This is a genomic window from Paraburkholderia sp. FW306-2-2C-D06C (genome assembly GCF_058781505.1).
The window spans coordinates 1-25619 of the sequence record NZ_JBYSWU010000011.1 but is presented as its reverse complement, the minus strand read 5'-3'; the positions used below and the strand labels follow the sequence as shown (position 1 = coordinate 25619).

Annotated in this window: 22 protein-coding genes; 20 read left to right on the top strand and 2 right to left on the bottom strand. The window is 63.3% G+C overall.

Annotation, left to right across the window (positions count from 1 at the left end):
- Positions 1-30 precede the first annotated feature (30 nt).
- The 6 genes from AC3WLT_RS10640 to AC3WLT_RS10615 all read left to right on the top strand — a co-directional run bounded on the left by AC3WLT_RS10640 (position 31) and on the right by AC3WLT_RS10615 (position 7283).
- Entirely contained in the window at positions 31-1341 is a 1311-nt protein-coding gene (locus tag AC3WLT_RS10640; RefSeq protein WP_492591844.1) for a DUF3108 domain-containing protein, read from the top strand.
- Positions 1342-1502: 161 nt separating this feature from the next.
- On the top strand, positions 1503-2291 hold the full coding sequence (locus tag AC3WLT_RS10635; protein ID WP_492591843.1) for an alpha/beta fold hydrolase: 789 nt from the start codon (positions 1503-1505) through the stop codon (positions 2289-2291).
- Between the two features lie 118 nt (positions 2292-2409).
- Complete coding sequence (locus AC3WLT_RS10630; protein WP_007179533.1) at positions 2410-2667, top strand: BTH_I0359 family protein; 258 nt, start codon at positions 2410-2412, stop codon at positions 2665-2667.
- A 363-nt stretch (positions 2668-3030) separates the two neighbouring features.
- The gene (locus AC3WLT_RS10625) at positions 3031-4101 is read left to right on the top strand and encodes a homocysteine S-methyltransferase family protein (RefSeq protein ID WP_492591842.1); all 1071 of its coding nucleotides are present in this window, start codon (positions 3031-3033) and stop codon (positions 4099-4101) included.
- An 87-nt stretch (positions 4102-4188) separates the two neighbouring features.
- Positions 4189-6915 carry a methionine synthase gene (metH, locus tag AC3WLT_RS10620; RefSeq protein ID WP_492591971.1) on the top strand — a complete coding sequence of 909 codons (2727 nt, stop codon included), beginning with the start codon at positions 4189-4191 and terminating at the stop codon, positions 6913-6915.
- A gap of 158 nt (positions 6916-7073) precedes the next feature.
- Positions 7074-7283 (top strand): acid-shock protein, encoded by a 210-nt coding sequence (locus AC3WLT_RS10615; protein ID WP_492591841.1) that lies wholly within the window; start codon positions 7074-7076, stop codon positions 7281-7283.
- 148 nt (positions 7284-7431) lie between these two features.
- Here AC3WLT_RS10615 and AC3WLT_RS10610 read toward each other — a convergent pair whose 3' ends face one another.
- Complete coding sequence (locus AC3WLT_RS10610) at positions 7432-7758, bottom strand: DUF1840 domain-containing protein (RefSeq protein ID WP_492591840.1); 327 nt, start codon at positions 7756-7758, stop codon at positions 7432-7434.
- 445 nt (positions 7759-8203) lie between these two features.
- Between AC3WLT_RS10610 and argS the strand changes: the two genes are divergently transcribed.
- The 6 genes from argS (at position 8204) to AC3WLT_RS10580 (ending at position 15166) form a co-directional block, all read left to right on the top strand.
- On the top strand, positions 8204-9994 hold the full coding sequence (argS, locus tag AC3WLT_RS10605; RefSeq protein WP_492591839.1) for an arginine--tRNA ligase: 1791 nt from the start codon (positions 8204-8206) through the stop codon (positions 9992-9994).
- A gap of 61 nt (positions 9995-10055) precedes the next feature.
- Positions 10056-10874 carry an SPOR domain-containing protein gene (locus AC3WLT_RS10600; protein WP_492591838.1) on the top strand — a complete coding sequence of 273 codons (819 nt, stop codon included), beginning with the start codon at positions 10056-10058 and terminating at the stop codon, positions 10872-10874.
- A gap of 170 nt (positions 10875-11044) precedes the next feature.
- Positions 11045-11683, top strand: a complete 639-nt coding sequence (locus AC3WLT_RS10595) for a thiol:disulfide interchange protein DsbA/DsbL (protein ID WP_115099464.1) — start codon at positions 11045-11047, stop codon at positions 11681-11683.
- 16 nt (positions 11684-11699) lie between these two features.
- Complete coding sequence (locus AC3WLT_RS10590; RefSeq protein WP_492591837.1) at positions 11700-12473, top strand: SDR family oxidoreductase; 774 nt, start codon at positions 11700-11702, stop codon at positions 12471-12473.
- 3 nt (positions 12474-12476) lie between these two features.
- Positions 12477-13325: a helical backbone metal receptor gene (locus tag AC3WLT_RS10585; protein ID WP_492591836.1), complete on the top strand. Its 849-nt coding sequence runs from the start codon at positions 12477-12479 to the stop codon at positions 13323-13325.
- Positions 13326-13579: 254 nt separating this feature from the next.
- Positions 13580-15166 carry an ABC transporter substrate-binding protein gene (locus AC3WLT_RS10580; RefSeq protein WP_492591835.1) on the top strand — a complete coding sequence of 529 codons (1587 nt, stop codon included), beginning with the start codon at positions 13580-13582 and terminating at the stop codon, positions 15164-15166.
- Between the two features lie 99 nt (positions 15167-15265).
- Here the strand turns inward: AC3WLT_RS10580 and AC3WLT_RS10575 are convergent, their stop codons facing one another.
- Positions 15266-16339 (bottom strand): MBL fold metallo-hydrolase, encoded by a 1074-nt coding sequence (locus AC3WLT_RS10575; RefSeq protein ID WP_492591834.1) that lies wholly within the window; start codon positions 16337-16339, stop codon positions 15266-15268.
- 187 nt (positions 16340-16526) lie between these two features.
- Here AC3WLT_RS10575 and AC3WLT_RS10570 point away from each other — a divergent pair, with 187 nt between their 5' ends.
- From AC3WLT_RS10570 to AC3WLT_RS10535, 8 genes are all read left to right on the top strand, one after another.
- Entirely contained in the window at positions 16527-16931 is a 405-nt protein-coding gene (locus AC3WLT_RS10570) for a MerR family transcriptional regulator (protein WP_492591833.1), read from the top strand.
- 231 nt (positions 16932-17162) lie between these two features.
- Positions 17163-19001 carry a bifunctional isocitrate dehydrogenase kinase/phosphatase gene (aceK, locus tag AC3WLT_RS10565; RefSeq protein ID WP_492591832.1) on the top strand — a complete coding sequence of 613 codons (1839 nt, stop codon included), beginning with the start codon at positions 17163-17165 and terminating at the stop codon, positions 18999-19001.
- Positions 19002-19095: 94 nt separating this feature from the next.
- Positions 19096-19872 (top strand): carbonate dehydratase, encoded by a 777-nt coding sequence (gene can / locus AC3WLT_RS10560; RefSeq protein WP_492591831.1) that lies wholly within the window; start codon positions 19096-19098, stop codon positions 19870-19872.
- Entirely contained in the window at positions 19865-21058 is a 1194-nt protein-coding gene (locus AC3WLT_RS10555) for an acetyl-CoA C-acetyltransferase (RefSeq protein ID WP_492591830.1), read from the top strand. Before can ends, AC3WLT_RS10555 begins: the two co-directional genes overlap by 8 nt.
- A gap of 9 nt (positions 21059-21067) precedes the next feature.
- Positions 21068-21745 (top strand): SDR family oxidoreductase, encoded by a 678-nt coding sequence (locus AC3WLT_RS10550; RefSeq protein ID WP_492591829.1) that lies wholly within the window; start codon positions 21068-21070, stop codon positions 21743-21745.
- 36 nt (positions 21746-21781) lie between these two features.
- A complete protein-coding gene (locus tag AC3WLT_RS10545; protein WP_492591828.1) occupies positions 21782-22912 on the top strand; it encodes an acyl-CoA dehydrogenase family protein in 1131 nt (376 codons plus the stop codon).
- A 7-nt stretch (positions 22913-22919) separates the two neighbouring features.
- Positions 22920-23369 carry a YchJ family protein gene (locus tag AC3WLT_RS10540; RefSeq protein ID WP_492591827.1) on the top strand — a complete coding sequence of 150 codons (450 nt, stop codon included), beginning with the start codon at positions 22920-22922 and terminating at the stop codon, positions 23367-23369.
- Between the two features lie 621 nt (positions 23370-23990).
- A complete protein-coding gene (locus tag AC3WLT_RS10535; RefSeq protein ID WP_492591970.1) occupies positions 23991-25262 on the top strand; it encodes a dienelactone hydrolase family protein in 1272 nt (423 codons plus the stop codon).
- The last annotated feature ends 357 nt before the right edge of the window (positions 25263-25619 follow it).

Here is a 25619-nt window from a genome sequence, read left to right as displayed (position 1 = left end):
CTAACTTCCGTCGCCTAATTTCACTCGCCGATGTCCTCACCATCCATCACACGCCGCTCCGACCGCACGCAGCCCATCGCCGCGCTCCGCGATCCGCGCGCGTGGCGATGGATTGCCGTGCTGCTGGTGGTGGCGGTTCTGCACTGGATCGCCGCGCAATGGGTCGAGCGTAATCGCGCGACGCTGAATGCAGCGGACAAGGAACATATTCCCGTGCAGGTCGCGCTGCTGACGCCCGAGCGCATCGAGCGCAGGCCCGCCGACGCCTCGCAGCAACTGCAACCTCAGCCGGCGCATAAAGCCATCCCCCGAAAACCGCGCGAACATGTGCTGACCGCTACGCAGCCGGGAACCGCAGCGCCCGCTCCCGCCAAGGCTGCGCCGGATGCCGCAGCGAGCGCATCGGCTGCGGCAAGCAGCGCCGTTGCTTCATCGAACGGCACGGCCAGCGCGCCCGCTGCCGTCAGTGCGCCGCAAGCCTCATCCGGCGTGAAGTTCTCCGTCCCGCCGTCGGGCGAACTGCAATACGACTCGTTCTACAACGGCGTGCGCAACCAGCCCGGCACCATCCACTGGACCAGCAACGCCCAGAGCTACGAAATGGTCGTATCCGTGCCGCTGCCGTTCGTCGGCGCATTTGTGTATTCGAGCCACGGCCGCATCGACGCATTTGGCCTCGCCCCCGAGCAATACATCGAAAAGCGCGGCCGCCGGGCCGAAGACGTGTCGATCTTCAACCGCGCCGTCAGACAGATCGCATTCACGCGCACCCCGGCGACGCTGCCGCTGCCCGATGGCGCGCAAGACCGTTTCAGCATGGTGATGCAACTGGCCAGCCTGGTGCGCGGCGACCCCGGCGCATACAAGCCCGGCGTGACGCGGCAGTTCTTCGTCGTGGATAGCGACAGCGGCGAGAACTGGCCGGTCGAGACAATCGGCGACGAGACGATCCGCACCGCGCAGGGCTACCTCGATACACGCCACTTCAAGCGGCGGCCCCGCCATGAAGGCGATCAGCGCCGAATCGACGTGTGGCTCGCGCCATCGCTCGGCTGGTTGCCCGCGCGAATCGTGCAGACCGAACCGAACGGCACACAATTCGAACTCGTGTGGCGCGGCAAGCTCGATGCTGCGGGCGGCGGCGGTTCGGCCAGCGGTATGGAGAACAGTAACAACAGCGACAACAGCGGCGGCAACGGTTCGCCTGACAATTCGGTCAACCCGGCACCATCCGCGCCATCGGCAGGCGCAACCGAAGCGCAGCCCACGTCCTCGCCCACTTCGCCAGTCGATTCGCCGGTCGATTCGACCGATTCCGCCAGCACGCCCGAAAAGCCCTGAACGCGAGCAGGGTCTCGAAGAAATCGCCGAAACTTCCGCGGCGACGCTTACTCGCACGAAGAGTTGCAACCGTTCGCGCGGCCACTGCGTATGTCTATCCAAGGCGAGGCAGTGCACGCGCAAACGGCTCTTTCCACTGTGTTCCCTTTCAAGGAGCCCGCATGCAAGTCAACATCAACGGTATCGAGACCCGCTATGTGATGAGCAACGAAGGCGGCGGCCCATGGCTGACGTTCATCCACCAACTGGGCGGCGACCTGTCCGTGTGGGACCAGCTCGCCGGTTATTTCCGCGACGCTTACACCGTGCTGCGCTACGACCTGCGCGGCCACGGCAAGAGCGCCGTATCCGGCCGGCCGTTTGGGGTGGCCGATCTGTCCCGCGATCTGGCCGCGCTGCTCGATGCGCTCGATGCACCAAGCACGCATCTCGTCGGCATGTCGTTGGGCGGCATGATCGCGCAGCAATTCGCGCTCGACTATCCGGCCCGCGTCGACAGCTTGACGCTTGCCGACACCACGGCCGGCACGCCGCCCGAAGGCCGCGCGATCTGGGATCAACGTGCCGCGGCGGCCCGCAGCGATGGCGTCGCGTCGCTCGCGCCCGCAACTTTGAGCCGCTGGCTGACAGCCGATTTTCAGGCAGCGCACCCCGAAGCTGTCGAGCAGATTCGCGACGTGCTGACCCATACGTTGCCAGAAGGCTACGCCCTCGCATGCGAAGCGCTGCGCGATTTCGATGTCCGCGGTAAGCTGGGGACGTTACATCTTCCCACCCTCGCGGTGGCGGGCCGCCACGACACAGGCACGCCGCCTGCTGCGACACAAGCCATGGCAAACGCCATCGAGGGCGCACAGTTCGAACTGCTCGAAGCCGCTCATCTTGCGCCGATCGAGCAATCTCACCGTTTTGCTGCACTGCTTGAAACGTTTCTTGCAAGGCCGGTCTAACCGGTAGGTTCGGAACCTTTACAGGCATCAATCCGGACCCACCCCTTGAATTCCACACCAAATGCTCCACCTACGGTGCAGAAACGGCCAGGAGCCAACGGAAATAAGGAGTGTCGCCATGCAAATGATCTACAACAGCCCCAACTATTGTGTCGTCGAGTTTCCGCCGCAGGAAGGTCCGCTGGCCATGAAGTCCGGTGGCTACGAGATCGTCGACAAGAACATGCAGCGTGAAATCTATATCGACGGTGCAATGGCTGCGCGCTTTCGCGAGCACGTGCAAAAACTGATCGAAGAGGAGCCGTCGCTGGACGAGGTAGACGAATTCCTCGGCCAGTTCGACAGTCTGATGCATCAACCGGTGATTCTTCACTAACCTCGAGGTTCGGCTTAACAGTTTGGCGACATACATCGACCGCGCCGTCCGGCACAGCCGGCGGCCTTAAAGTCGGTCAGCATCGATAGAACGGCCCAGCAGGCTCATGCCTCGCTGGGCCGTTTTCTTTTCTCTGTTCCCCTTCCCGCGTTTCGTGCGTTTGCGTTCGCTTGCGTGCGTTTGCGCGCGTTGTCGCGCGTTGTAGTTTTACGTGCGCTTGCGCGTGCTTGCGTGCGCGTTGGTTGCCAGGTGGACGAATCCGTCGCGCCCACGGCGGTTGCGCCTCCCGCGCCCGGCGGAACCGCCCCGCAGCGGCTACAATGACAGGTTTCCCGAACAAGCCGGCGCAAGCCCACGTCCGCCATGAACCAGCCTGCTCAAACCGCCACGCCAGTCCGTCCTGATGCCGCCTATACGCGCGGCACGGCGCTGCCCGCGCTGCTCAAGTCGCGCATCCTGATCCTGGACGGCGCGATGGGCACGATGATCCAGCGCTACAAGCTCGACGAAGCCCGCTACCGTGGCGAGCGCTTCAAGGACTACGGGCGCGACATCAAAGGCAACAACGAATTGCTGTCGATCACGCAGCCGCAGATCATCAGCGAGATCCACGAGCAATATCTCGCGGCGGGCGCGGACATCATCGAGACCAACACGTTCGGCGCCACCACGGTCGCGCAGGCAGACTACGGGATGGAAGGCCTCGCCGTCGAGATGAACCTCGAATCGGCGAAGCTCGCGCGCGCCGCTTGCGACAAATATTCGACGCCTGACAAGCCGCGCTTCGTCGCCGGCGCGATCGGACCGACGCCGAAAACAGCGAGCATTTCCCCTGACGTGAACGATCCGGGCGCGCGCAACGTGACGTTCGACGAATTGCGCGCGGCGTACTACGAGCAGGCCAAGGCGCTGCTCGACGGCGGCGCCGATCTGTTCCTCGTCGAAACGATCTTCGACACGCTCAATGCGAAGGCCGCGCTGTTCGCGCTGGATGAACTCTTCGAGGACACCGGCGAACGTCTGCCGATCATGATCTCGGGCACGGTCACCGATGCATCGGGCCGCATTCTGTCGGGGCAGACTGTCGAAGCATTCTGGAATTCGCTGCGTCACGCGAAGCCGCTCACGTTCGGCCTGAACTGCGCGCTGGGCGCGGCGTTGATGCGCCCGTACATCGCCGAACTGGCGAAGCTGTGCGACACCTACGTGTCGTGCTATCCGAACGCCGGTTTGCCGAATCCGATGAGCGACACGGGCTTCGACGAATTGCCGGCGGATACGTCGGGATTGCTGAAGGAGTTTGCGCAGGCAGGTCTCGTGAATATCGCGGGCGGGTGCTGCGGCACGACGCCGGAGCATATCGCGGCGATTGCCAAGGCGCTGGCCGACGTGAAGCCGCGCAAGTGGCCGACGCAATATCGCGACGCAGCCTGAGTTCGCGGCTCTGCTCTGACCCGCCGCTCTTCCGCTATCGAAACAGACGCACCTAATCGTACGCAATCCCGCACGCAATCGAACCGCATACACGCCATGACCGATCACACCATGCGCCTTTCCGGCCTTGAGCCGTTCAACGTCACGTCCGGGACGCTCTTCATCAACGTCGGCGAACGCACCAACGTGACCGGCTCGAAAGCGTTCGCACGAATGATCCTGAACGACCAGTTCGACGAGGCGATCGCGGTCGCGCGCCAGCAGGTCGAGAACGGTGCGCAGATCATCGACGTGAATATGGACGAGGCGATGCTCGATTCGAAAGCGGCGATGGTGCGCTTCATGAATCTGATCGCGTCGGAGCCGGACATCGCGCGCGTGCCGATCATGATCGACTCGTCGAAGTGGGAGGTGATCGAAGCGGGTCTGAAGTGCGTGCAAGGCAAGGCGATCGTCAATTCGATCTCGCTGAAGGAAGGCGAAGAAGCGTTCCGCCATCACGCGAACCTGATCCGCCGTTACGGTGCGGCGGCTGTGGTGATGGCGTTCGACGAGCAAGGCCAGGCCGACACGTTCGCGCGCAAGACCGAGATCTGCAAGCGCTCGTACGATTTCCTCGTGAATGAAGTCGGCTTCCCGCCGGAAGACATCATCTTCGATCCGAACATCTTCGCGATCGCCACCGGCATCGAAGAGCACAACAATTACGCGGTCGACTTCATCAACGCGACGCGCTGGATCAAGGCAAACCTGCCGTACGCGAAGGTGAGCGGCGGTGTCTCGAACGTGTCGTTCTCGTTCCGCGGCAACGATCCGGTGCGCGAAGCGATCCACACCGTGTTCCTCTATCACGCAATCCAGGCGGGGATGGACATGGGCATCGTCAACGCGGGCCAGCTCGGCGTGTATGCCGAGCTCGATCCGGAACTGCGCGAACGCGTGGAAGACGTGGTGCTGAACCGTCGTGAAGACGGCACCGACCGTCTGCTGGAAATCGCCGACAAGTTCAAGACCGGCGCGGCGAAGAAGGAAGAGAACCTCGAGTGGCGCAACCAGCCGGTCGAGAAGCGCCTGTCGCACGCGCTGGTGCACGGCATTACGAACTTCATCGTCGCAGACACCGAGGAAGTGCGCGCGAAGATCGCGGCCGAAGGCGGCCGCCCGATCAACGTGATCGAAGGCCCGCTGATGGACGGCATGAACATCGTCGGCGACCTGTTCGGTCAGGGCAAGATGTTCCTGCCGCAGGTGGTGAAGTCGGCGCGCGTGATGAAGCAGGCGGTCGCGCACCTGATCCCGTTCATCGAAGAAGAAAAGAAGCAGCTCGCGGCCGCCGGCGGCGACGTGCGCGCGAAGGGCAAGATCGTCATCGCCACAGTGAAGGGCGACGTGCACGACATCGGCAAGAACATCGTGTCGGTGGTGCTTCAATGCAATAACTTCGAAGTGGTCAACATGGGCGTGATGGTCCCGTGCAACGATATTCTCGCGAAGGCGAAGGTCGAAGGCGCGGACATCATCGGCCTGTCCGGGCTGATTACGCCGAGCCTCGAAGAGATGGCGTACGTCGCGTCCGAAATGCAACGCGACGACTATTTCCGCGTGAAGAAGATTCCGCTCCTGATCGGCGGCGCGACCACTTCGCGCGTCCATACCGCGGTGAAGATCGCGCCGCATTACGAAGGCCCGGTGGTGTATGTGCCGGACGCGTCGCGCTCGGTCTCCGTGGCGTCGAGCCTGCTGTCCGACGAAGGCGCGGCCAGATACGTCGACGAACTCAAAGCCGACTACGACCGCATCCGCGACCAGCACGCGAACAGGAAAGCGCTGCCGATGGTCACGCTCGCCGAAGCCCGTGCGAACAGGACCAAGGTCGACTGGGCCAGCTACCAGCCGGTCAAGCCGAAGTTCATCGGCCGCCGGGTGTTCAAGAATTTCGATCTGAACGAACTGGCGAACTACATCGACTGGGGCCCGTTCTTCCAGACCTGGGATCTTGCCGGCCCCTACCCGGCCATCCTGAACGACGAGATCGTCGGCGAATCGGCGCGGCGCGTGTTCTCGGACGGCAAGTCGATGCTGGCGCGCCTGATCCAGGGCCGCTGGCTGCAGGCCAACGGCGTGATCGCGCTCTTGCCCGCCAACACCGTCAACGACGACGACATCGAAATCTACACGGACGAATCGCGCAGCGAAGTCGCGCTCACATGGCGCAACCTGCGCCAGCAGAGCGTGCGGCCGGTGGTGGACGGCGTGATGCGGCCGAACCGGTCGCTCGCCGACTTCATCGCGCCGAAGGAATCAGGCGTGGCCGACTACATCGGCATGTTCGCGGTCACGGCGGGCCTGGGCGTCGACGTGAAGGAAAAGCAGTTCGAGAAGGACCTCGACGACTACAGCGCGATCATGCTGAAGGCGCTCGCCGACCGCTTCGCCGAAGCCTTCGCCGAAGCGATGCACGCCCGCGTGCGGCGCGACCTGTGGGGCTACGCGAACACCGAAACGCTCTCCAACGACGACCTGATCGCCGAAAAGTACCGCGGTATCCGCCCGGCGCCGGGCTATCCGGCTTGCCCGGATCACCTCGTGAAGCGCGACATGTTCGACGTGCTGCAAGCCAACGAAATCGGCATGAGCGTCACTGAATCGCTGGCGATGCTGCCGGCGGCGAGCGTCTCCGGCTTCTATCTGGCGCACCCGGACAGCACCTATTTCTCGGTCGGCAAGATCGGCCAGGATCAGCTGGAAGACTACGCAAAACGCATGTCGTTGTCGAAAACGGACGCCGAACGGGCCTTGGCGCCGTTGCTGTAAGCCTTTGCGTGGCGGGAAACCCACTATATCGGGCGGGAAAGACTGAATATTTGCGGCAGCGTAATTTTCGGCTTTGTAGACTGAAACAGCTTGACCCCGCCAGACGCGGCCAAAACGCGTCGGCTTATCCAATTGCAATCGTCAACGGAGAAAATCGTATGAAGAAGCTGACGCTGTTATTGACTGCTGTTTCGCTCGCCGTCGGCGCCTCGGCGGCGCTGGCTCAGACGGCCGCTCCGGCCGGCTCCAGCGCGGTCAGTTCGTATTCGCCGCCGGTAGAGAAGCACGTCAAGAAGCCGAAAAAGAAGAAAATGAAAAAGGGTGCGTCAGCGCCAATGGCCGCACCGGCGGATGCCGCCAGCCAGTAAGCAGCCTGGACAGGCCGCCCGTTCGGCCCCGCAATAGACAAAGAGCCCGCGCGAAGCGGGCTCTTTTTATTGGCACACCATTGATTGGCGCATAAGGGTCTGCGGCGCGAGGCGTACCGCACGCCGCGACCGGCGGGCAGGCCCGAAATCAGAGGCCCCAGACGATGTCCGCGTTTTCCTTCTGCGCCGCGCGCAGCATGTCGAGGAACGGATACGCGCGCTGCGAGAGTCCGGGCGGAATCTCATGCGGCTCGTGGCCTTCTTCGCCTTCGTGGAAATGACCGTCGTGCTCGGCGCGCTCCTGCTTGTCGGTATTGATGGCCGACTCGAGTTTCGTGATCGCAGTACCCACTTCGTCGTGGGTAATGACACCACGCTCACCGAGACGCTTGCCGACGATGCCGACCAGGTACTGAGCGAGATTTTCCAGCATCACCACGTCCGGCGCAGCGCGACATTTGAAAGTAATCAGCATGACTGTTCCCTTTTTCGTTATGTTGGATCGCCGCGCAAGCGGCGGAACAGCAGCCGCCGGCGCGCGTTTCGTTGACACGCCGATCGGGCACGGCGGCCACGGCCCTTAGTGGGCATCTCATTGAACATATTAGCACCTGCTAAAATCCGTCTGGACGGAAAAGCGCGCCGCCATACGCCGCGCGCGGCCTGGCGGAAGTCGCGCGGCCGGACCCGCTGGCCGCGGTTCGCTGCATGCCGCTCTCAGCAAGCGCCTCGGCATGACGCTACGCACCGCGCCAGCTGCGTCGCAGGCCATGTGCCGGATGCCGCGCCCGAGCGGCGTGCCCGATGCATCCTGGCGGGCGCGCCGCCGCTTTCCACGCTTCTGACGAATCGGCTGCGCCTGCCGCGCGGCCGGCGCCTCTTCCGCATCACCGGATTGCCTCACTGGACTCGCAACAAGCATGCTGCCTGCACATAAACACACACTCGAAACACTGCTCGCCGACACGGTGAAGCACGTTGCGCAAGCGTCCCAGGGCGCGAGCGAAGCCACTTTCGTCGCGCCCGCGATCACGCTGGAGCGCCCCAAGGTCGCCGCGCACGGGGACATCGCCTGCAACGTGGCGATGCAACTCGCCAAGCCACTGCGCGCCAACCCGCGCCAGCTGGCGCAACAGATCGTCGACGCGCTGCTTGCGCAACCGCAAGCCAGGGGTCTCGTCGATGCCGCCGAAGTAGCCGGCCCCGGCTTCATCAACCTGCGCCTCGCGGCCGCCGCCAAGCAGGCGGTCATTGCCGCCGTGTTCGCCGGCAAAGACGCGTTCGGCCGCTCGCAACGCGACGCCGGCAAGCACGTGCTGATCGAATTCGTCTCGGCCAACCCGACCGGCCCGCTGCACGTCGGCCATGGCCGTCAGGCTGCGCTCGGCGACGCGCTCTCGAACGTGCTGGCCTCGCAAGGCTATGACGTGCATCGCGAGTTCTATTACAACGACGCCGGCGTGCAGATCCACACGCTCGCCGTGTCGACCCAGGCGCGCGCCCGCGGCCTCGCCCCCGGCGACGCCGGCTGGCCGGCATCCGCGTACAACGGCGAGTACATCGCGGAGATCGCGCAAGACTATATGAAGGGCGTCACCGTTGCCGCGAGCGACGGCGAGCCGGTGACGGGCGCGGGCGACATCGAAAACCTCGACGCGATCCGCCGCTTTGCGGTGGCGTACCTGCGCCGCGAGCAGGACATGGACTTGCAGGCCTTCGGCGTGAAGTTCGACCAGTACTATCTGGAGTCTTCGCTGTACAAGGAAGGCCGGGTCGAGAAGACGGTCGAGGCGCTGATCGCCGCCGGCAAGACCTACGAACAGGAAGGCGCGCTGTGGCTGCGCACCACCGACGACGGCGACGACAAAGACCGCGTGATGCGCAAGAGCGACGGCACCTACACGTACTTCGTGCCGGATGTCGCCTATCACGTCGCCAAGTGGGAACGCGGCTTCACCAAGGTCATCAACATTCAGGGCTCGGACCACCACGGCACGATCGCGCGGGTGCGCGCCGGCCTGCAAGGGCTCGGCATCGGCATTCCGAAGGGCTATCCCGACTATATCCTGCACAAGATGGTCACGGTTATGCGCAACGGCGAGGAAGTGAAGATCTCCAAGCGCGCCGGCAGCTACGTCACCGTGCGCGACCTGATCGAATGGTCGGGCGGCGCGACGCCGGGCTCGGAAGCCGCCGTCGACCTGATCGACGAAGAGACGATTCGCCGCGGCCGCGACGCCGTGCGCTTCTTCCTGATCTCGCGCAAGGCGGATACGGAATTCGTGTTCGACATCGATCTGGCGCTGAAGCAGAACGACGAAAATCCGGTGCATTACGTGCAGTACGCGCACGCGCGCATCTGCTCCGTGATCGCCGAGTGCAAGGCGCGCTACAACACGGACGAAAGCACGCTGGCCGAGGTGGACGTGTCGCCGCTCACGAGCGAACGCGCGATGGCCTTGCTGAACAAGCTCGCCGAGTTCCCGGACATGCTTCAGCATGCCGCCGACGAACTCGCGCCGCACGCGGTCGCGTTCTACCTGCGCGAGCTCGCCGGAGAATTCCACTCGTTCTACAATGACAAAGCCGAACGCGTGCTGGTCGACGACGCAGCCGAGCGCAACGCACGCGTCGCGCTGCTCGCGGCCACGCGCCAGGTGCTGGCCAACGGCCTCGCGACGATCGGCGTCTCCGCTCCCGTCAAGATGTAAGTCCTCCGGCGCAGCATGCATGCGGCCGTCGTTATAATCGACGGCCGTTCCAGGATTCTTTTTGCAGGTGATTCATACGATGGCAAAACCACGCCGCACAACAAAGCAATCGAAACAAACCGGGGGCACTTTTCTCGGCATCGTGCTGGGCCTGATCGTCGGCCTTGCGATCGCGGTAGTGGTGGCGCTGTATATCACTCGTGCGCCCACGCCGTTCGTCTCGAAGGTCGCGCCGCCCGCGGCGTCGGATTCCGGCGCGAGCCAGCCGCAATACGATCCGAACCGTCCGCTGCAAGGCAAGACGCCGGGCCTGCCGGTGCCGCAAGCCGCACAACCGGCGCCGCCGAACACCGCCCCGGGCCAGACCAATTCGCAGACGCAGTCGGGCATGCTGGAAGAGCCGCAGATCGTCGAGGTACCGCCGTCGAACGGCAGCGCAAACGGCAATGCGAACGGCACGGCGGTTGCACCGAAGCCCGCGCAGGATAACGGCAACGGCGCCGCGGCGTCGGCGAAGAAGCCGCAAACCGGCAGCGCGCCTTCGGCCGCGGCGGCCACCTCGGCGCCGAAGAGCAACTCGTCCACGGCGGTCGCCAGCATCAAGCCGGGTTCGAATGGGGCGCCCACGCCTGGCGACGCCAATACCGGCTACTTCCTGCAAGTGGGCGCGTACAAGACCGCGGCCGATGCCGAGCAGCAGCGCGCGCGTCTCGCCTTCCAGGGCTTCGAATCGAAGGTCACGCAGCGCGATGCGGGCGGCGTCACGTACTACCGAGTGCGCATCGGGCCGTTCTCGAAGTTCGAGGACATGAATTCGAACCGTCAGCGTCTGTCCGACGCAGGCGTGGATACCGCTGTGATCCGCTTTACGAAACAATGAGCCAACAATAAGCAAACGGTGATTTGCCGTGACGCGCCGCCGCCGAACTATCGGCGTGCGGCGCGTGTCACAGGCAAAACAGACAAACAAGACGTTTAACGCCGATTTAAAAACGGTGACGGGCATTTGCGTGGCGCCACCGCTTTACCGCCTACCTGGGTCAACACAACATGAAAAAATTGCTGAGCATTCTGTTCCTCTCGCTGGGCCTCGTTGCCGCCACGGCGCACGCATCGCCCACCGCACCGGTGTCCGGCAAAGACTTCACCGTGCTGTCGGCGGCGCAACCTACCGACGCGCCGGCCGGCAAGATCGAAGTCACCGAATTCTTCTGGTACGGCTGCCCGCACTGCAACGAATTCGACCCCTTCCTCGAAGCTTGGGTCAAGAAGCAGGGTCCGGACGTCGTGTTCAAGCGCGTGCCGGTCGCCTTCCGCGACGATTTCATTCCGCACTCGAAGCTGTACCACGCTGTCGACGCACTCGGCCTCGCTCAACAGCTCACGCCGAAGATCTTCAACGAAATCCACGTCAACAAGAACTACCTGCTGACGCCGGAAGATCAGGCCAAATTCCTCGCGAAGAACGGCGTCGATTCGAAGAAGTTCATGGACGCGTACAACTCGTTCTCGACGCAAAGCGCGCTGCAAAAAGACAAGAAGCTGATGGAAGACTACAAGATCGACGGCGTGCCGACCCTGGCCGTGCAAGGCAAGTATGAAACCGGTCCGGCGGCGACCAACAGCCTGCCGGGCACGATCCAGGTGCTCGACTACCTGGTCCAGCAAGTCCGCGCCAAGAAGATGTAACGTCCGAGGCGCCGGAATGAGCTCCCCCCTGAAGGTTTTCATTACCGGCGCATCGAGTGGCATTGGCCTCGCGCTCGCCGCCGAATATGCGCGGCGCGGCGCGATTCTCGGCCTGGTTGCCCGCCGCGGCGACGCGCTCGCCGCCTTCCAGCAGTCCCATCCCCAGAACACCGTCTCGATCTATTCCGTCGACGTCCGCGACGCCGAGGCGCTCGCGGAAGCGTCTGCACAATTCATCGCGCGGCACGGCTTGCCGGACGTCGTGATCGCCAATGCCGGCATCAGCCGCGGCGCGGTCACCGGCCACGGCGATCTGCGCACTTTCCGCGAAGTGATGGACATCAATTACTTCGGCATGGTCGCCACCTTCGAGCCGTTCGCCGCCGCAATGGTCGACGCAAGGAAAGGCACGCTGGTCGGCATGGCCAGCGTGGCCGGCGTGCGCGGCTTGCCGGGCTCTGGCGCCTACAGCGCGTCGAAGTCGGCGGCGCTGAAGTATCTCGAAGCGTTGCGCGTCGAAATGCGGCCGTTGGGCGTCGGCGTGGTCACGATCGCGCCTGGCTACATCCGCACGCCGATGACCGCGCACAACCCATACGCCATGCCGTTTCTGATGGATGCCGACCGCTTCGCGGTCAAGGTCGCGCAGGCAATCGAACGGCAAACCGCCTTTGCGGTGTTCCCGTGGCAGATGCGCATCGGGGCCATGCTGCTGCACGTATTGCCGCGCTGGCTCTACGACCGAGTCTTTGAGCGCGCGCCGCGCAAGCCCCGCGCCGCCACCGAGTAAATCATGCAGCCGCGTGCGGTCGATGCAGCCGGCGTCGCGCACGAAGTTGCGGGCGCCGAAGCGTCGGGCGCCGCTGCGTCGGGCGCCGGCGTGCGCATCGTCTCGCTGGTGCCGAGCATCACCGAATTGCTGTTCGCGCTGCAACTCGACAGGCAAATCGTCGGACGCACCGGCTTTTGCGTGCATCCTCGCGACAAGGTGCGGCAGGTGCGCAAGGTCGGCGGCACCAAGGCCGTGAATATCGACGCGATCCGCGCGCTGCGCCCCACCCATCTGATCGTCAATATCGACGAAAACGAGCGCGATACCGTCGATAAACTGCGTGCGTTCGTGCCGCATATCGTCGTGACTCATCCGCTGACGCCGCAGGACAATCTCGCGCTGTACGCGCTGCTCGGCACGATCTTCAACCGCGAGCAGGAAGCCCGGCGCTTGAGCGAGGCGCTCGAAGCGCGCCTGCACGAAGCCGCGGCGCGCACGTTTCCCGCTCAAAACGTGCTGTATCTGATCTGGCGCGAACCCTGGATGACGGTCGCACGCGACACCTACATCGCCGCGATGCTGCGGCTCGTGAACTGGTGGACACTGCCCGACGTGCAAGGCGGCGCGGCGGGCGCCGCGCGCTACCCAACCATCGACTTCGACCACGCGCCGTGGCTTGCCGGGGTCGACCGCATCCTGCTGTCCAGTGAGCCGTATCGCTTCACGCAGGCGCATTGCGACGCGCTGAAGCGCGATCCGCGCCTCGCCGGCAAGCGCATCGAGTGGATCGATGGAGAACGGGTGTCGTGGTACGGCGTGCGCGCAATCGAAGGCATCGGTTATCTGCTGCACCGCGCCGCCGCGCCGTGAGCGCGTTTCGCCGCACCCATATGGATATGCGGATTAAGTTGTTGTCGCCGCAACCACCCTTCGATAAGCTTTCGCGAAGGCCGAGGCGCGCGGGTATTGGCGGGTAAGTGCAGCACCCAAACCATGCGCCGGCCCCGGAAACGTATCACAATAAAGACGACGGCCACGCCGACTGCCAGTTGCCGTCACTCGTCAACGAAACATAACCACACCACCAGACGCACTGCCTGACTGCGCTCGTTATGGGAGATCCTATGCGCTTCAAACTGCTCGCAGCCGCCGTACTGTTCACGGCGCCCGCGCTCGTGCTCGCCAAACCGCTGACCGTCTGTACCGAGTCGAGCCCTGACGGCTTCGATGTCGTGCAGTTCAATTCGCTGGTGACGACCAACGCGTCGGCCGACGTGATCTTCAATTCGCTGGTCTCGTACGACGAGGCTGCGAAGAAAGTGCTCCCGGCGCTCGCCGACAAATGGGACGTGAGCGCCGACGGCCTCACCTACACGTTCCATCTGCGCGCGAACGTGCAGTTCCAGACCACCGACTACTTCAAGCCCACCCGCACGCTGAATGCAGACGACGTCGTCTTCACATTCGACCGCATGCTCAACGACAGCAATCCGTGGCACAAAGTGGCGGGCGCGAGCGGCTTCCCGCATGCGCAGTCGATGGGCTTGCCGAAGCTGATCAAGTCCATCACCAAGGTCGACGACAACACCGTCAAGTTCGAACTGAACGCGCCGGATGCCACCTTCGTGTCGATCCTGACGATGGGTTTCGCGTCGATCTATTCGGCTGAATACGCCGACCAGTTGCTCAAGGCCGGCAAGCAGGCCGATCTGAACTCGAAGCCGGTCGGCACGGGTCCGTTCGAGCTGAAGAGCTACACGAAAGACGCTGTGATCCGCTACGACGTGAATCCGGCCTACTGGGGTCCGAAACCGAAGATCGACCGCCTGATCTACGCGATCACGCCGGACGCCACCGTGCGCGCGCAGAAGGTGAAGGCGGGCGAATGCCAGATCGCGCTGTCGCCGAAGCCGCAGGATCTCGCCGACGCGAAGAGCGACAAATCGCTCGCCATCGTGCAGACGCCCGCCTTCATGACAGCGTTCGTCGCGCTGAACACGCAGAAGAAGCCGCTCGACAACCAGAAGGTCCGCGCCGCGCTGAACATGGCGTTCGACCGCGGCACGTATCTGAAGACCGTCTTCGACAACACCGCGACGCCGGCCAACAATCCGTATCCGCCGAACACGTGGAGCTACGACAAGTCGGTCAAGCCGTGGCCGTACGATCCGGCGAAGGCGAAGAAACTGCTCGCGGACGCAGGCTATCCGAACGGCTTCGAAACGACCATCTGGGTGCGTCCGAACGGCAGCGTGCTGAATCCGAATCCGAAGGCCGGCGCCGAACTGCTGCAAGCCGACTTCGCGAAGATCGGCGTGAAGGCCGACGTGAAGGTGATCGAATGGGGCGAGCTGATCAAGCAGGCCAAGCAGGGCCAGCATGACACGCTGTTCATGGGGTGGGCCGGCGACAACGGCGATCCGGACAACTACCTGTCGCCGCTCTTCAGTTGCAACGCGGTGAAGTCGGGCATCAACTTCGCGCGCTTCTGCGATCAGGATCTGGACAAGCTGATCGCCGACGGCAAGGCCACGCCGGATCAAACCAAACGCGCGAAAGCGTATGAACAGGCGCAGCAGATCATCCACGATCAGGCGCTGTGGATTCCGCTGGGATATCCGACCGCCGCGGCGATTACGCGCACGAACGTGAGCGGTTATCACGTGAGTCCGTTTGGCCGGCAGAACTTTGGGACGGTGGCGGTGCAGTAAGGCCTGGTAGTAAAGCGATGCGGTAAGCTTCAGCGACACCACGTCAACAAAAAAGCCCGGTTGCGAAAGCACCGGGCTTTTTTCATGTACGCGTGACGCTCACCGGGCCGCAAACCGGATCACGCCATCCGCATCCTGCGTGCGCTTCAATTCACCGGCAAGCCACAGCAGATGCAAGTGAGCCAACGCTTCGCCCATCGCAAACGTCATCTGGTGAATATCGAGTTGGCGCCTGAACATCAGCGGCACGATATCGGCCGCGCTCTGCGGCTTCTCGGCGCACGCCTCGCGCACTTCGGCCAGACGCGCGTCGTGATGCTCACGCAGTTGCGCGATCCGCGTACGCACGCCGCGAAACGGCTTGCCGTGCGACGGCAGCACCAGCGTCTCCTCAGGCATCGTCTCGTAGCGGCCGAGCGATTCCAGGTACAGCGCGAGCGGTGAGCCCTCCGGCTCCATGTCGAACACCGACACGTTGGTCGAAATGCGCGGCAGCACCATGTCGCCCGAGATCAGCACGCCCGTCTCTTCGCAGTGCAGCGCGCAGTGTTCCGGCGCATGGCCATAGCCGGTCACCACACGCCACGTCTTGCCGCCGATCTTTACGCCATCCGCTTCGCGCAGCCGCCGATACTGCCCCGGAATCGCCGGCACGAGGCTCGAGTAGTAGCTCTTGCGATTGCGCAGCTTCTCCAGCGACTCTTCGTCTTTCACGCCATGCCGCGCGAAGTGCCGAGCCGCGCCCTCGCCGCCCGCGTTGGAACCATCGCCGGCCGCCATCACGCGGGCTTGCATGTATTCGCCGAGCGTCATCCACAGCCGCACGTCCCAGCGCTGCTTGTCGCCGCCGGCGCAGATCCAGTGCGCGAGGCCGATGTGATCAGGATGGCAATGCGTGACAATCACGCGCAGCACCGGCAAACCGTCGAGCACCGAGTCGAACACCTTCTCCCAGTTCTCCTTGATCGCGTCCGACGTAATGCCGCAGTCGACCACGGTCCAGCCTTGCTGACCGTCGATTTCATCGCGTAGCAGCCAGAGGTTGATGTGGTCGAGCGCGAACGGCAGCGGCATGCGCAGCCAGAACACGCCCGGCGCGACTTCCACCGCGTGGCCCGGTTCGGGCAAGGTGTCTTTGAACGGATAGTCCAGTTGATGTTCGAGGGCATTCATTGTGAGTGTCTTCCTCCGTCGGCCATCCGGCATGGCGAGGTATGCGATGTCCGATAGCGTGGTTGCGGCGCGTTCGCGAAATCAGCGTGCCGTATTGCGCCTGGTTGCGTTTCGATCAAGTTGACGATAACGTAAACGTCGATTCTATCGTTCAATCCGATTTTCTGCCCGGCCACGGGATGCCCTGATGAATACGCAATACACGATCACCGATCTCGCGCGGGAATTCGACGTGACGCCGCGCGCGATCCGTTTCTACGAAGATCAGGGTTTACTCGCACCGAGCCGCGAGGGATCGAGCGGCTTGCGGCGCGTCTATTCGGGCCGCGACCGAACTCGCCTGAAGCTGACGCTGCGCGGCAAACGGCTCGGCTTCACGCTGTCGGAAATCCGCGATCTGCTGGACGTCTACGAATCGCCGACCGACACCGTGCCGCAATTGCACGCGTTCCTCGCGACGGTGGCCCGGCATCGCGGGGTGCTCGAACGTCAACGGGAAGACCTGAACGCGACGCTCGAAGACCTCGCGCAATACGAAGCCCAGGCCCAGGCGCTGCTCGAAAGCGGCACGCGCGAAGCCAAGCCGGCATGAGCGTGGATGCGTGCCGGACATGAACAGGCAGTAAATATTTTTTGCCGAAAGTTGAGCCGATTAAGGCATGCCAAACTGCGGCATTGAGCGGAGATAGTCTGAAAGTCGGCGAACGCCTGACAACGCCCGCGAGGCGGCAAGGCGCGAGTCGAGCGGCGCGATGCGTCGCAGGTCCGCCCGGACGATACAATCCCGGGTGTCTTCACGACATGGGACGAATGCACGGTCGACATGAATCACTTCCCCAAACTGCTGTCGTCGCAGATCGGCTTTGACGTTGCGCAGACGATGCTCGAAGGCTTCAATCGGCACTACCGGATCTTCCGCGACGCTGCGATCCGTGCCAAGACACTCTTCGAAGCCGCCAACTGGCACGGTCTGCAAAAGCTCGCGCGCGAGCGCATCACCTCGTATGACGAACGCGTCGAGGAATGCGTCGAATTGCTCGAAGACGAATACGACGCGGAAAACATCGACGGCGAAGTGTGGCAGCAGATCAAGCTCCACTACATCGGTCTCCTGACCACGCACCGGCAACCCGAGTGCGCGGAAACGTTTTTCAATTCGGTGTGCTGCAAGATCCTGCACCGCTCGTATTTCAACAACGACTTCATTTTCGTGCGCCCGGCGATCTCGACCGAATACATCGAGAACGACGAACCGGCGGCGAAACCGACCTATCGTGCGTATTACCCGGCCAAGGACGGTCTTGCCGCGACGCTCGAGCGCATCGTCACGAACTTCCAGCTGGAGCTGCCGTTCGAAGACCTGAGCCGCGACGTCGGTTGCGTGATGCAGTCGATTCACGACGCGTTCGGCGCGTTCGACGCAGCGGCCAACTTCCAGATTCACGTGCTGTCGTCGCTGTTCTATCGGAACCAGTCGGCGTATATCGTCGGACGGATCATCAACGGCGACTTGCTGCTGCCGTTCGCGGTGCCGCTGCGTCATGTGAAGCCCGGTTTGCTGGCGCTCGATACGGTGCTGCTCAAGCGCGACCAGTTGCTGATCATCTTCAGCTTCTCGCATTCGTACTTCCTCGTGGATATGGAGGTGCCGTCCGCGTATGTCGAGTTTCTCGGCACGATCATGCCGGGCAAACCGAAGGCGGAAATCTATACGTCGGTCGGTTTGCAAAAGCAGGGCAAGAATCTGTTCTATCGCGATCTGCTGCACCACCTGTCGCATTCGAGCGATCAGTTCATCGTCGCGCCCGGCATCAAGGGGCTCGTGATGCTGGTGTTCACGCTGCCTTCGTTTCCGTACGTGTTCAAGCTGATCAAAGACAGTTTCCCGCTGCCGAAGGAAACCACCCGCGCGCAGATCAAGGAAAAGTATCAGCTCGTCAAACGGCACGACCGTCTGGGCCGCATGGCCGACACGCTCGAATATTCGAGCGTCGCGTTGCCGGTCCCGCGCCTCGACGAGGCGCTCGTGCGCGAACTCGAAAAAGAAGTGCCCTCGCTGATCGAATACGACGGCGGCAATCTGGTGATTCGCCATCTGTATATCGAACGCCGGATGGTGCCGCTCAATCTGTTCCTGCAAAACGGCAGCGACGAAGACATCGATCACGGCATCAAGGAATATGGCAACGCGGTGAAGGAACTGATGCAGGCCAACATCTTCCCCGGCGACATGCTGTACAAGAACTTCGGCGTGACGCGTCACGGCCGCGTCGTGTTTTACGACTACGATGAAATCGAGTATCTGACCGACTGCAACGTGCGCGCGGTGCCGGCGCCACGTCACGAAGAAGACGAAATGTCGTGCGAGCCGTGGTACTCGGTCGGCCCGCACGACATTTTCCCGGAGACGTACGGCACGTTTTTGCTCGGCGACCCACGCGTGCGCCGTTCCTTCATGCAGCATCATGCGGATTTATTCGATCCCGCGCTGTGGCAACGGCACAAGGATCATCTATTGAAAGGCGAACTGCCCGACTTCTTCCCGTACGACAGCAACGTGCGCTTTTGCATCCGTTATCCGGAACGCTTCGCCGATGCGGCGTCCGAACTATCGGAGACGCCGGATAGGCAAACCGATCGGCGCACCGCGCGCGTGGCGTGAGCATCATGCGCCGCGAGCATTTTTGCACGTATCGTCCGAACCTCATGTAACGACACCGACCGGTCAATCGGTCGGGCAACCGCCCAGACGCACCATGAACACGAACGCTTCTTCCCTTCCCAACCCGCTCGCGCATCTATTCGACAACAACGACGCGTGGGTGGCCCGCAAGCTGTCCGAAGACCCCGAGTATTTCTCGCGTCTCGCCGATCAGCAGACGCCCGAATACCTGTGGATCGGCTGCTCCGATTCGCGGGTGCCGGCCAATCAGATCATCGGCCTGCCGCCGGGCGAAGTATTCGTGCACAGAAACATCGCCAACGTCGTGGTGCATACCGATCTGAACTGCCTGTCGGTGATCCAGTTCGCCGTCGATCTGCTGAAGGTCAAGCACATCATGGTGGTCGGCCACTATGGCTGCTCCGGTGTCGGCGCTGCGTTGCACGGCCGTCGCGTGGGTCTCGCGGACAACTGGCTGCATCACGTGCAGGACGTGCGCACCAAGCATGCCGCGCTGCTCGCGGAATGGCCGCTCGGCGAAGCGCGTCATCGGCGTCTGGTCGAGCTGAATACGATCGAGCAGGTGGTCAACGTGTGCCGCACCACCATCGTCAACGACGCATGGGCGCGCGGCCAGGAACTGACGGTGCACGGCTGGGCGTATGGCGTGCACGACGGCAAGGTGCGCAACCTCGGCATGACGATCAGCGAGCCGGGCGAGCTCGACCCGACCTATCGGAATTGCGTCGCGGCGGTGTCGGCAAGCCGCGCGCACCAAGCGGAGAACGACGTGGTCGCCGCCGATGCGGCCAAGCTCGGCGATGTGCCGGCAATCGTCGAAGGTGTGATCAAGGAGATCAAACATGAGTGAGACAAAATCCGATCCGATCGTGATCGTTTCAGCAGCCCGCACGCCGATGGCGGCATTTCAGGGCGATTTCGCGTCATTGACCGCGCCGCAACTCGGTTCGGTCGCGATCGAAGCCGCCGTGCAACGCGCGGGCCTGAAGCCTGAGCAGATCGATGAAGTGGTGATGGGCTGCGTGCTGCCCGCCGGTCTCGGCCAGGCGCCCGCGCGCCAGGCCGCGTTGGGTGCCGGCTTGCCGTTGAGCACCGGCAGCACGACCGTCAACAAGATGTGCGGCTCCGGCATGCGCGCGGCGATGTTCGCGCACGACATGCTGGCCGCGGGCTCGGTCGAGGTGATCGTCGCGGGCGGCATGGAGAGCATGACGAACGCGCCGTACCTGTTGCCGAAAGCGCGCAGCGGCATGCGCATGGGCCACGGCCAGGTGATCGACCACATGTTCTACGACGGCCTCGAGGACGCGTACGAGAAAGGCCGCCTGATGGGCACCTTCGCCGAAGAATGCGCGGCGTCGTTCGATTTCACGCGTGAAGCGCAGGACGCGTTCGCCGTCGAATCGCTGAACCGTGCGAAGCGCGCGAACGAAGACGGCTCGTTCGCGTGGGAAATCGCGCCGGTGAAGGTGGAAAGCCGCAAAGGCGAAGTCACCATCGATCGCGACGAACAGCCGTTCAAAGCGAACCTCGAAAAGATTCCGACGCTCAAGCCCGCGTTCAGCAAGACCGGCACGGTGACGGCGGCGAATTCGTCGTCGATTTCGGACGGCGCCGCGGCGCTCGTGATGATGCGCGAGTCGACGGCGAAACGACTTGGCGTCGAACCCATCGCGCGCGTGGTCGGCCACTCGACCTTCGCGCAGGAACCGGCGAAGTTCACCACCGCGCCGGTCGGCGCGATTCGCAAGCTGTTCGAGAAGAACGGCTGGCGCGCGGACGAAGTCGATCTGTACGAGGTCAACGAAGCGTTCGCGGTGGTCACGCTGGCCGCGATGAAGGAACACGGTCTGCCGCACGACAAGGTCAACGTGAACGGCGGCGCCTGCGCGCTCGGTCATCCGATCGGCGCATCGGGCGCGCGGATTCTCGTCACGCTGATCGGCGCGCTGAAACAGCGCGGCGGCAAGCGCGGCGTCGCCACGCTGTGCATCGGCGGCGGCGAAGCGACGGCGATGGGTATCGAACTGGTTTGAGGTGATTCGATGAAAACAGTGTTGATCGTCGGTGCTTCGCGCGGCATCGGCCGGGAATTTGTGCGGCAGTACAGGAAGAGCGGCTGGCGCGTGCTGGCCACCGCGCGCGATGGCGCCGCGCTCGACGCGTTGAACGAGCTCGGCGCGGAAACCTTTTCGGTCGACGTCAGCGCGCCCGACGAGATCGCCGCCCTCGGCTGGAAGCTCGACGGCGAACAGCTCGATGCGGCGATACTGGTCTCGGGCGTGTACGGCCCGCGCACCGAAGGCATCGAGACGATCACCGCCGAAGACTTCGACCACGTGATGAGCACCAACGTCCGCGGTCCGATGCAGTTGATGCCGATCCTGCTGCCGCTCGTCGAAGAAGCCGGCGGCGTGTTCGCGGTGATTTCGAGCAAGATGGGCAGCATCAGCGACGCGAGCGGCACGAGCGGCTGGCTGTATCGCGCGAGCAAGGCGGCGCTGAACGACGCGTTGAAGATCGCGTCGCTGGAAGCGAGGCGCGCGACCTGCATCTCGCTGCATCCGGGCTGGGTGCGCACCGACATGGGCGGCGCACAGGCCGCGATCGATCCGGCGCGCAGCGTGACCGGCATGCGTGAAGTGCTCGCGCAGGCCACCGCCGCACACGAATCGTTCAACGGCCGCTTCTTTCAATACGACGGCACACCGCTCGACTGGTGAGGAGACGAATGAGGAGACTGAGGAGGAGACCGAGCCATGGTGCTTGACCAGGATCACCTGATGGTCCGCGATGCGGTGCGCACCTTCGTACGCGAAGCAGTCACGCCGAATGCAGCGCTTTGGGACCGCGAGCGCATCTTCCCGAAGGACGTGCATCGGCAGCTCGCCGAACTGGGCGCGTATGGCGTGCTGGTGCCCGAAGCGTACGGCGGCGCCGGCATGGACGCGCTGGCGCTCGCGCTGATCCTCGAAGAAATCGCCGCGGGCGACGGCGGCACGTCGACGGCGATCTCCGTCAACAACTGCCCGGTGTGCAGCATCCTGCTGACCTACGGCAGCGACGCGCAGAAGCGCGACTGGCTCACGCCGCTCGCGCGCGGCGAGATGCTCGGCGCGTTTTGCCTGACCGAACCGCAAGCGGGCTCGGACGCGTCCGCGCTGCGCACCACGGCCACCCGCGACGGCGACGCGTACGTGCTGAACGGCGTCAAACAGTTCATCACGAGCGGCAAGAACGGCAACGTCGCGATCGTGATGGCGGTGACCGACAAGAGCGCGGGCAAACGCGGCATCAGCGCGTTTATCGTGCCGACCGATACCAAGGGTTATATCGTCGCGCGAGTCGAGGAGAAGCTCGGCCAGCATTCGTCGGACACCGCGCAAATCCTCTTCGAAGATTGCCGCGTGCCGGCGGCGAACCTGATCGGCGCGGAAGGCGAAGGCTACCGGATTGCGCTGTCGGGGCTCGAAGGCGGGCGCATCGGCATCGCCGCGCAAAGCGTCGGCATGGCGCGTGCCGCGTTCGAGGCGGCGTTGAGCTATGCAAAGGAACGCGAAAGCTTCGGCCAGCCTTTGTTTTCGCACCAGGCCGTACAGTTCCGTCTCGCCGACATGGCGACCCAACTCGAAGCGGCGCGCCAGCTGATCTGGCACGCGGCTTCGCTGAAGGACGCCGGCCTGCCGTGTTTGACCGAAGCCGCGATGGCCAAGCTGTTCGCGTCGGAAGCCGCCGAGCGCATCTGCTCGGCGGCGTTACAGATCCACGGCGGCTATGGCTACCTGAGCGATTTCCCTGTCGAACGCATTTACCGCGACGTGCGCGTGTGCCAGATCTACGAAGGCACTAGCGACATCCAGAAGATCCTGATTGCACGCGGTCTTGACTGAACGTCTGATGAATAAGCCATTGTTGTCGATACAACGACCTTCCGACTGTCCTTGCGGCGGCTCAGCGCCCGATCAGCGCAGTGCGCCCAAGGCGCCCCGCTTCGCGCAATGCTGTGGCCGGTATATCGACGGCGGCGAAGCGGCGCCGCGCGCGCTCGAACTGATGCGTTCGCGCTACAGCGCTTATGTGCTGGGCGCAACGGATTACCTGCGCGCGACCTGGGCGCCGCACACCTGTCCGGCCGATCTCGACGCCGACCCCGCCGCGCCCGACGCGCCCCGTTGGCTCGGACTCCAGATCAAGGCCTTCGCCGAAACCGACGCCGGGCATGCCACGGTGGAATTTGTCGCGCGCTATAAGGTGGGCGGCCGCGCGCATCGTCTGCACGAGCTGAGCCGCTTTGTACGCGGCGAAGACGGACGCTGGCGTTATGTCGACGGCGACGTGAGCGAATAACGCAATCCTTTCTGCGCCTTACAGCGCAACATGACAACCGGCGTGACCGACGCCTTGAAGCACGCTACGGCGAACTGAATAGCGACGTCACATATGGCCCTCAAAACAGGGGCTTTTTTCATGTTGGCTCTACGCCACAGCGCGTTCGTGTGCTGATTGGCGCAGCGATTCCTTCGTGGAGCCAATCACCGCCGGAGCGCCAGTCCCGCAGCCCCATCACCCCCGATCCCTGCACGGTAAATATTTCGTCGCGGGTTCTCCTTGATTGCACAAAACAAAATTGTCGTGCCAGGATGAGGCCGTAGGTTTATGACGCCACGTTGTGAGAGCCGGTCGATAACGGCTCCGCAAAATGCGCAGGCGCCCTGCCGCTAACGGGTTGATTCGTTGCGGCGGCGGTTTCCAAGCAGCAGGTGTGGCGCTCATCATCGGCGCGTGGGGTCACGTCGGCCGTTTGGGTTCATCCCGTGCAATCTCGATTGGCGTGCGCGCGCTTGACGCACTACGTACGCGAGTGTGTTTCTGTTTGTCGAAAACGCCAATGAAAGGCAAATGTCAGCAATGACTTTCGACAAACAGGCGCCACGGTGTCAAGGGCAGATTTTTGAGGCAGGTGCGTCAATGGTGTTCAGCAAGGTTTTGACGAAGTGTGCGGTGATGTGTGCAACGGCGACGTGCGCTGTCGCACTCGCGCATGCCGACCCGCTCGCCGACCCCCTGGCAGGACCGCTGACCCGCGCTCACGTACCGCGCATTGCCCTTGACGACGATGTCTATCTGCCGAGCGCGAGCCTCAACGAGCGGATTGTGCGAGTCCCGGTCGACGCTGCCGGCTCGATTACGCTCGAAACGACGATTTACAAGCCGGACGGCGCAGGCCCGTTCCCGATGATCGTCTTCAATCACGGCAAGATTCCCGGTGACCCGCGCATGCAGGAGCGCAGCGATCCGCGGCCGTTCGCGCGTGAATTCGTGCGGCGCGGCTACGTGGTGGTGGCGCCGAACCGCCAGGGCTTCGGCCATTCGGACGGCGCCTATCAGCAGAATGGCTGCGATGTCGAACGCAACGGCATCGGCCAGGCCGGCGACGTCGCCGCGACGATCAACTACATGACGAAGCAGCCATACGTGGACGCAGCCCACATCGTGGTGGCCGGCACCTCGCACGGCGGTCTCGCGACGATGGCCTACGGCACCGAAGCCGCACCAGGCGTTCGGGCATTGATCAATTTCTCTGGCGGGTTGCGGCAGGACGCGTGCGCCGACTGGCAGGGCAACTTGACGCGCGCGTTCGGCGCGTATGGCGAGAAGTCCAAGGTGCCGTCGCTGTGGTTGTACGGCGAAAACGATTCGGTCTGGACGGCGCCTTTGGTGGCCGGCATGTATGCCGCTTATGCCGCGCATGGCGCGAGCGCCAGGATGGTGGATTTCGGCAACTACAAGAACGACGCGCATCGGCTGGTGGGCGATCGCGATGGCGTGCAGATCTGGTGGCCCGCGGTTGAGGCTTTCCTGGCGCGAGCGGGGATGCCAACTGGCGTGCAATATCGCGTGTCCGATCCTTCTTTGCCGAAGGCTAGCGGGTTTGCCGCTGTCGATGCGGTCGACGCCGTGCCGTTTGTCGATGAAGCCGGACGCAATGGGTATCGGAATTTCCTGCATCAGTATCCTAGCCGCGCGTTTGCTGTTTCGGGTACGGGGGCCTGGTCGTGGGCTGAAGGCGGCGATGATCCGATGTCGGTAGCGATCGCGAATTGCCAGAAGCAGAGTTCGGCGCCTTGCCGGTTGTATGCGGTGGATAACTCCGTTGTCTGGGGGACGCAGTCTTCGCAGACGGCTAGTTCGTCTGCTGACTCGGGCGCTGAAAAGCGGGCTATTGCTAGTCGGGAGTAGGGTTTTTGCCTTTGGCGGCGGCATTGTTCGGTGTGCTTTCCTTGATTTTTTGCCTTCGCGGCGCTTTTGTTCTTGCTGCCTACGGCGTTGGTCTTCCCTTGATTTTTTGCCTTCGCGGCGCTTTTGTTCTTGCTGCCTACGGCGTTGGTCTGCCCTGATTTTTTGCCTTCGCGGCGCTTTTTTTGTTGCTGCCTACGGCGTTGGTCTTCCCTGATTATTTGCCCTGTGCGGCACTTATGGTGGTGCTGCCTGCGGCGTTGGCTTTTCCTTGATTTGGTATTGGTCTATTAGCTTTCCCCCTGTGCGGGGGAGCACCTACTTTTCTTTGCCGGCCGCAAAGAAAAGTAGGCAAAAGAA

Coding starts and splice junctions, on each gene's coding strand:
- aceK (WP_492591832.1), top strand. CDS start 17,163: ATGAATCACTTCCCCAAACTGCTGTCGTCGCAGATCGGCTTTGACGTT.
- AC3WLT_RS10610 (WP_492591840.1), bottom strand. CDS start 7,758: ATGCTGATTACTTTCAAATGTCGCGCTGCGCCGGACGTGGTGATGCTG.
- AC3WLT_RS10545 (WP_492591828.1), top strand. CDS start 21,782: ATGGTGCTTGACCAGGATCACCTGATGGTCCGCGATGCGGTGCGCACC.
- AC3WLT_RS10570 (WP_492591833.1), top strand. CDS start 16,527: ATGAATACGCAATACACGATCACCGATCTCGCGCGGGAATTCGACGTG.
- AC3WLT_RS10540 (WP_492591827.1), top strand. CDS start 22,920: ATGAATAAGCCATTGTTGTCGATACAACGACCTTCCGACTGTCCTTGC.
- AC3WLT_RS10640 (WP_492591844.1), top strand. CDS start 31: ATGTCCTCACCATCCATCACACGCCGCTCCGACCGCACGCAGCCCATC.
- AC3WLT_RS10575 (WP_492591834.1), bottom strand. CDS start 16,339: ATGAATGCCCTCGAACATCAACTGGACTATCCGTTCAAAGACACCTTG.
- AC3WLT_RS10615 (WP_492591841.1), top strand. CDS start 7,074: ATGAAGAAGCTGACGCTGTTATTGACTGCTGTTTCGCTCGCCGTCGGC.
- AC3WLT_RS10555 (WP_492591830.1), top strand. CDS start 19,865: ATGAGTGAGACAAAATCCGATCCGATCGTGATCGTTTCAGCAGCCCGC.
- AC3WLT_RS10635 (WP_492591843.1), top strand. CDS start 1,503: ATGCAAGTCAACATCAACGGTATCGAGACCCGCTATGTGATGAGCAAC.
- AC3WLT_RS10585 (WP_492591836.1), top strand. CDS start 12,477: ATGCAGCCGCGTGCGGTCGATGCAGCCGGCGTCGCGCACGAAGTTGCG.
- AC3WLT_RS10590 (WP_492591837.1), top strand. CDS start 11,700: ATGAGCTCCCCCCTGAAGGTTTTCATTACCGGCGCATCGAGTGGCATT.
- AC3WLT_RS10595 (WP_115099464.1), top strand. CDS start 11,045: ATGAAAAAATTGCTGAGCATTCTGTTCCTCTCGCTGGGCCTCGTTGCC.
- AC3WLT_RS10550 (WP_492591829.1), top strand. CDS start 21,068: ATGAAAACAGTGTTGATCGTCGGTGCTTCGCGCGGCATCGGCCGGGAA.
- AC3WLT_RS10625 (WP_492591842.1), top strand. CDS start 3,031: ATGAACCAGCCTGCTCAAACCGCCACGCCAGTCCGTCCTGATGCCGCC.
- argS (WP_492591839.1), top strand. CDS start 8,204: ATGCTGCCTGCACATAAACACACACTCGAAACACTGCTCGCCGACACG.
- AC3WLT_RS10630 (WP_007179533.1), top strand. CDS start 2,410: ATGCAAATGATCTACAACAGCCCCAACTATTGTGTCGTCGAGTTTCCG.
- AC3WLT_RS10580 (WP_492591835.1), top strand. CDS start 13,580: ATGCGCTTCAAACTGCTCGCAGCCGCCGTACTGTTCACGGCGCCCGCG.
- AC3WLT_RS10535 (WP_492591970.1), top strand. CDS start 23,991: ATGGTGTTCAGCAAGGTTTTGACGAAGTGTGCGGTGATGTGTGCAACG.
- can (WP_492591831.1), top strand. CDS start 19,096: ATGAACACGAACGCTTCTTCCCTTCCCAACCCGCTCGCGCATCTATTC.